This is a genomic window from Methylobacterium sp. CCH7-A2 (assembly GCF_001557075.1).
GTDB classification, from domain to species: domain Bacteria; phylum Pseudomonadota; class Alphaproteobacteria; order Rhizobiales; family Beijerinckiaceae; genus Allobosea; species Allobosea massiliensis.
On record NZ_LSKN01000319.1, the window covers coordinates 1 to 6,232 of the forward strand.

At 68.6% G+C, this 6,232-nt stretch carries 7 protein-coding genes; 3 read left to right on the forward strand and 4 right to left on the reverse strand.

The genetic code is table 11. From position 1 onward, the window contains the following. Positions 1–385: 385 nt before the first annotated feature. From flgH to flgF, 4 genes are read right to left on the reverse strand one after another with little or no spacing between them, the layout of a single operon-like run. Entirely contained in the window at positions 386–1,168 is a 783-nt protein-coding gene (flgH, locus tag AX750_RS24785; RefSeq protein ID WP_066720915.1) for a flagellar basal body L-ring protein FlgH, read from the reverse strand. Between the two features lie 25 nt (positions 1,169–1,193). After that, positions 1,194–2,264 (reverse strand): flagellar basal body P-ring formation chaperone FlgA, encoded by a 1,071-nt coding sequence (flgA, locus tag AX750_RS24790; RefSeq protein ID WP_066720883.1) that lies wholly within the window; start codon positions 2,262–2,264, stop codon positions 1,194–1,196. Positions 2,265–2,281: 17 nt separating this feature from the next. After that, positions 2,282–3,073: a flagellar basal-body rod protein FlgG gene (gene flgG, locus AX750_RS24795; protein WP_066720890.1), complete on the reverse strand. Its 792-nt coding sequence runs from the start codon at positions 3,071–3,073 to the stop codon at positions 2,282–2,284. Positions 3,074–3,094: 21 nt separating this feature from the next. Continuing rightward, complete coding sequence (flgF, locus tag AX750_RS24800; RefSeq protein ID WP_066720893.1) at positions 3,095–3,838, reverse strand: flagellar basal-body rod protein FlgF; 744 nt, start codon at positions 3,836–3,838, stop codon at positions 3,095–3,097. Between the two features lie 287 nt (positions 3,839–4,125). Between flgF and fliL the strand changes: the two genes are divergently transcribed. The 3 genes from fliL to AX750_RS24815 all read left to right on the forward strand — a co-directional run. Then, positions 4,126–4,644: a flagellar basal body-associated protein FliL gene (gene fliL, locus AX750_RS24805; protein ID WP_066720899.1), complete on the forward strand. Its 519-nt coding sequence runs from the start codon at positions 4,126–4,128 to the stop codon at positions 4,642–4,644. A gap of 60 nt (positions 4,645–4,704) precedes the next feature. Next, positions 4,705–5,835: a flagellar motor switch protein FliM gene (gene fliM / locus AX750_RS24810; protein ID WP_066720902.1), complete on the forward strand. Its 1,131-nt coding sequence runs from the start codon at positions 4,705–4,707 to the stop codon at positions 5,833–5,835. A gap of 14 nt (positions 5,836–5,849) precedes the next feature. Further along, the coding region (locus AX750_RS24815) for a DUF6468 domain-containing protein (protein ID WP_156462481.1) at positions 5,850–6,232 on the forward strand (383 nt) is incomplete at its 3' end.

Sequence of the window (6,232 nt, forward strand, 5' to 3'; positions counted from 1 at the left end):
CCGCTGCGCCCTGCCGCGAGAGCGGCTTAGTCCGTTGGCGCACCCCCTCCCCCCCACGCAAAAAGCCCCGCCTCGGGAGAGAGCGGGGTTTTCTGTCGGTCGCCTGCCCTGAAGGCTTGGGGAGCGTGGCGGGGCGGCCGTGGGGTCGGCGGCTCGGGAGAGACCGCCTGCCGGCGGGCGCGGGGAATTGCGGGGAGCGTTCCGCGCCGGCCGGGATGGGGAAGCGTGTCGGTGAGGTCGTTCCTGGAGGGCTGGGGGCCGTCATCCCGGACTTGCCCCGGGATCCATCAAAGGGCTCCGGAGCCCTCCGATGGATCCCGGATCGGCGCTGCTTCGCAGCGTGTCCGGGATGACGGCGCGGTTTCGATGCCAGGCGTGAAGCGGCTTAGAACGGCAGCAGGATGTCCATGACCTGCTGGCCGTAGCGCGGCTGCTGGACGTCGGTGATCTGGCCGCGGCCGCCATAGGCGATACGGGCCTGGGCGATCTTGGTCGACTCGATCGTGTTGTCGCTCTCGATGTCCTCGGGCCGGATCACGCCGGCGACGATCAGCTCGCGCACCTCGAAATTCACCCTTATCTCCTGCTTGCCCTCGATCACGAGGTTGCCGTTGGGCAGCGTCTGGGTGACCACCGCCGCGACATTGGTCGCCAGCGTCTCGGAGCGGTTGACCGAGCCCGCGCCCTCGCTCGAGGCGGCGGAATCGAGCTTCAGCAGCGAGCCGGCGCTGGCGCCGTCGGGCAGGTATTTGTCGAGCTTGTTCTCGAAGCCGAAGGCGTTGTCGGCGCCGACATCCTCGCCGTTCTTGCGGCTGCGCTTGGTCGTGTTGTTGAGCTGCGCCTTGTCGGTGACCTTGACCTTGACGGTCACGAGATCGCCGACGAGCCTCGCGCGCTGGTCCTTGAAGAAGGCGCGGGAGCCGGTGCGCCAGAGCGAGTTCGGCGCATAGGAGGCATGCTCCATCGCCGGCATCGGCATCTGCACGGGCTTGTAGCCCTTGGTCGCGGTGGGGTCCTCGATCGGAGACAGCGCCGGCGCCTGGCCGACATTGGCGAGCCGGTCGGCGGCGCCGCAGGCGCTCAGCGAGACGCCGAGCAGCAGCAGGCCGGCGATGCGGGCGACGGTCCGGCTTGCGGGGCGGGTGGTCGGGTTCGACAGGGTGTTCATGATGCTCATCCGGTGGGACGGAGTGTCAGGGGGCGGCGGCGATGGTGCCGGAGGTCGAGGCCTGGACCGAGATCCGGCCCGGCCCGCTCACCGTGCCGTGCAGCACGCGCTTGGACTGGGGGTTGGTGACGCTGATGACGTCGCCCATCGCGCCGGCCTCTCCGGCCCGGCCGCGCATGGTGATCGTCAGCCCGCGGGATTCGTAGACCAGGGTGACGAGATCGCCCTTGGCGACGATCTCCTCGCGGCGCAGATCGCCGGCCCGCAGCGGCGCGCCGGCCATCAAAGCGCGGGTCGCGACCTTGTCGATCGCGACGCGCGGATCGCCGATCAGGTCGGTCGCCTGGCCGTCGCGCGGGCGGCGCTCGACCAGCACGTCGTTCTTGCCGAGCGTCTCGCCGCGGGCGACGGCGCGCTTCGGCACCACGACCTCGACGGTCTCGACGAGCTGGCCGGCGATGCGGACCGGCTTCAGCCGCAGCGCCATGCTGCCGGGCACCGAGACGCGCGCCATCACCCGGCGCGAGCGGGCATCGTAGGAGAGATCGCTGACGACGGTGTCGCCGGTCAGCTCGGGCTCGACCGCGATCGAAGGTGCGCCGCCATCGAGCGTCAGGGCGAAGGCGCGCGCATCGACGCCGTAGCGCTCCTGCAGCCCGGTCTTCACCGCCTCCTCGATGTCCGAGGCAAGCACGCGGCGGGCTGCACGGGTGACGACGACCTGCGCCGCGCCATTGCTCTCGAGTTCGGCGGCCGATGTGATGATGCCGGCGCCGCGCGCCGCCTCGACGATGCGGGCGACCTGGATCGTGCCGGTCTCACCCAGCGCCGGCGCCCGGAAGGCCGGGATCGAGGCCGCATCGGGGGCAAGCCCCGCGATCAGGTCGCCGAAGGAGACGAGATCGCGCGAGAGGATGAGTTCCGAGCGCAGCTGCAGCCGGCGCGGCTGGGCCGGCACCGCCGTGGCGGGCGCCGGGGCGGCGAGCGCCGCGACCGCGACGGCGGGGCGGTTCCCGGTGGGCGCCTGCGCGGCGGCGGCCTGGGCTGCAAGCAGCAGCGCGGCGGCGAGCGAGAGGCGAAGCGTGAAGCGGGTCATGTGCTTGAGCCTCCGGCCTAGCCGCGGAACATCGAGGTCGTCGCCGACATCATCTGGTCGGCGGCGGTGATGACCTTGGAGTTCATCTCATAGGCGCGCTGCGCCGCAATCAGCGAGGAGAGCTCGTTGACCGCCTGGACGTTGCCTTCCTCGAGATAGTTCTGCTGCAGCGTGCCGAAGCCCTCGCCGCCGCCGAAGCCGTCGATCGGCTGGCCCGAGGCCGCCGTCTCGATGAACAGGTTGTCGCCGATCGACTCGAGACCGACCTTGTTGACGAAGCGCACGAGCTGGATCTGGCCGATCTGCTGCGGCGCGGTCTGCCCCGGCAGCGAGACCTCGACCGTGCCCTGCGCGTTGATGCTGACGCTGGTGGCGTTGTTGGGGATCGTGATGCCCGGCTCGACCTGATAGCCGTCGCGGGTGACGAGCTGGCCCTGGGAATCGAGGTCGAAGGAGCCGTCTCGGGTATAGGTCGTGCGGCCGTCCGGCATGCGGATGCGGAAGAAGCCCTCGCCGCGGATGGCCAGATCGTACTGCTTCTCGGTCGAGGACAGGTTGCCCTGCGTCATCACCCGGCCGGTCGAGACGGTCTTGACGCCGGAGCCGACGAAGGTGCCGGCCGGCACCTGCGTGTTCTGGTCCGAGGTCGCGGAGCCCGCGCGCCGGAAGTTCTCGTAGAGCAGGTCCTGGAAATGCACCCGCTGGCGCTTGTAGCCCGTGGTGCGGACGTTCGCGATGTTGTTGGAGATGACCTGGACGTTGAGTTCCTGGGCCATCATGCCGGTGGCGGCGGTCTGAAGGGCGCGCATGGCTTAAGCTTCGTTCCCGGATCAGGCTTGCTGGTCGGCGAGGCGGGAGATCGCCTTGCTGCGGAGTTCGTCGGCCTTGGAGAGCATGTTGGCGACGCTCTGATAGGAGCGCTGGACCTCCATCAGGCGGGTCATCTCGACCACCGCCTTGACGTTGGAGCGTTCGATCGCACCGGGCTCGAGCCGCCCCTCGGGGCCGGCCGGCAGCGGCGCGGCGGCCGAACCGAAGAGGTTGGCGCCCTCGCTGGTCAGGGCGCGCGGATTGGCGAAGCGCACCATCCGCAGCCGCCCCTTCTGGCCCTGGTCGCTCGAGACCGTCCCGTCCGGAGCGATGCGGGGATTGGTCTCCGCCGTGCCGAAGGTGATCGGCCCGCCATCGCCCAGCACGGGCTGGCCGGACTGCGTCACGAGCTGGCCCTGGGCGTTGATGTCGAGCGAGCCGGCGCGGGTGTAGCGGTCGCCGCCGGGCGTCTGAACCACCAGGAAGGCGTCACCGCGCAGAGCCACATCGAGCGGATTGCCGGTGTATTCGATCGCGCCCTGCGACAGGTCGATCGGCGTGCCCTTGTCGATGACGAAGGACAACGGCTTGTCCGCCGGCTTGAAGCTGTCGGCGCTGGCCTTCGGCATGATGAATTCGTTGAAGCGGGCCGAGCGGGTCTTGAACCCGTTCGTGTTCACATTCGCCATGTTGTTGGCGATGACATCCAGCTCACGCGCCAGAGCCATCTGGCGCGACAGGCCGACGAGAAGCGCGTTCTCCACGGCATGGTCTCCCGATTCTGTTCCGCGGCCGCTTCGACGCTCCCCAGCGCAGCAGCCACGCTCTCCCTTCCGCAAGCGGCGTGCCAGTATGGTTAAAACGGCTATCATGCTGTTTACGTTGGGTTTTCTCTTCTCCTCGCCAGCGCCGCAGCCCTGCAGGACCGCCCAAGCAGGCAAGATCGACCCGGCAGAAATTGCCCTCCTTAACGACGCGTTAACCGTGACTGTTCAGGGTGTTTCAACGGTCCGCCGCGGGCGGTCCGCAGCGCAGTCCGGGGCATGCAGCGATGGCGAAGAAGCCCAAGGCCGACGAGGACGGCGCCCCCGCAGAGGGCGCGGCCGAAGGCGGCGGCAAGAAAAAGAAGATGCTGATCCTGATCGTCGCCGGCGTGGTGCTGCTGGCGGGCGGCGGCGGCGCGGGCTGGTTCTTCTTCCTGAAGAAGCCGTCGGCCGAGCAGCTCGCAGCGGCGGAGGCGGCCAAGAACGTCAAAAAGCCGGTCAGCTTCGTCGAGATGAAGGACATGCTGGTCGGCATCACCGGCGGCCCGCAGCAAGAGCGCCAGCCGGTCATCAAGATCAAGGTCGTGCTCGAGGCCGCCGACGCCAAGGTCGCCGACGAGATCAAGCCGCTGCTGCCGCGCGTCGAGGACACCTTCCAGGTTTTCCTGCGCGAGCTGCGCCCCGCCGATCTCGAGGGCTCGGCCGGCATGTATCGCCTCCGCGAGGAGCTGCTGCGCCGCGTCAACGTCACCGTCTCGCCCGCGAAGGTCGATGCGGTGCTGTTCAAGGAACTGCTCGTCCAGTGAGACGGACGACCCCGGCCGCGGCGGCCGCGCAGACACAGTGACGGAAACGACGACAGCATCATGAGCACGAGCGAGCGCGACAATCCGGGCGCCCCTCCCAAGGACGAGCCCCTGAGCCCCGAGAGCATGGCGGCCGAATGGGCCACCATGCCCGACATCGTCGAGGAGGAAGGCGAACAGGAAGGCGGTACCGACCGCCTGATGAGCCAAGACGAAATCGACACGATGCTCGGTTTCTCGACTGGCGACGACAAGAACGAGCGCAACGGCATCCAGGCGATCGTCGATTCCGGCTCGGTCTCCTATGAACGCCTGCCGATGCTCGAGATCATCTTCGAGCGTCTCGTGCGCCTGCTCTCGACCAGCCTGCGCAACTTCTTCACCGACAACGTCGAGGTCACGCTGGAGAGCATCCGCTCCGTGCGCTTCGGCGACTACATCAACTCGATCTCGCAGCCGGCCATGCTCTCGGTCTTCAAGGCCGAGGAATGGGACAATTTCGGCCTCATCACCATCGAGTCGGCGCTGACCTACTCGATCATGGACACGATGTTCGGCGGCAAGCGTGGCCAGCCGGCGCCGCGTGTCGACGGGCGCCCCTTCACCTCGATCGAGATCCGCCTGATCCGCCGCGTCATCGCGCTGGTGCTGGGCGACGCGGAGGCCGCCTTCAAGCCGCTTTCGCCGGTCAACTTCACCATCGACCGCATCGAGTCGAACCCGCGCTTCGTCTCGATCTCGCGGCCCGCCAACGCCGCCATCCGCGTCGAGCTGAAATTCGACATGGAGGGCCGCGGCGGCGCGCTGCACATCCTCCTGCCCTATGCCACCATCGAGCCGATCCGTGATCTGCTGCTCGAAAGCTTCATGGGTGAGAAGCTCGGGCGCGATCCGATCTGGGAAAACCACCTCGCCACCGAGGTCTGGCAGACCGAGGTGCCGGTCACCTGCGTGCTGCACGAGACGCAGATGCCGCTGAAGCGGATGATGAAGCTCGAGATCGGCGACACGCTGATGTTCGACGCCAAGCCCGATGCCTTCGTCTCCCTGCGCTGCGGCGACTTCGTCGTCAGCGACGGCCGCGTCGGCCGGGTCGACGACAAGATCGCCGTCCAGATCGTCAGCCCGCTGCGGCGGTCCAAGACGACGATCGCGGCCTTCGACACCAACCAGCACGGCCAGCCGGTCTGAGCAGAGGCATACGCATGACGATCACCCTCATCGCCGATGCGCTGGTCGCCAGCCTGCTCGTCGCCACCATCATCACCTGTTACGTCCTGGCCAAGCGGATCGAGCGCCTGAAGGCGGACGAGGCCGCGATGCGCCAGACGGTCGGCGCACTGATCGCCGCCACCGACACCGCCGAGCGCGCGATCGCCGGGCTGAAGCTGACGCTCGGCGATTGCGACCGCACCCTGGCCGAGCGCCTCCAGACCGCGGAGCGCTACGCCGCCGATCTCGCCGCCCAGATCGAGGCCGGCCAAGTGGTGATGGACCGCATCGGCCAGATCGTCAGCGCCGCGAGCATGGTCGGCGGCGGCCGCACCGGCGAGGCCCCCGCCCCCGTCGCCGCCGACCATGCTCGCGG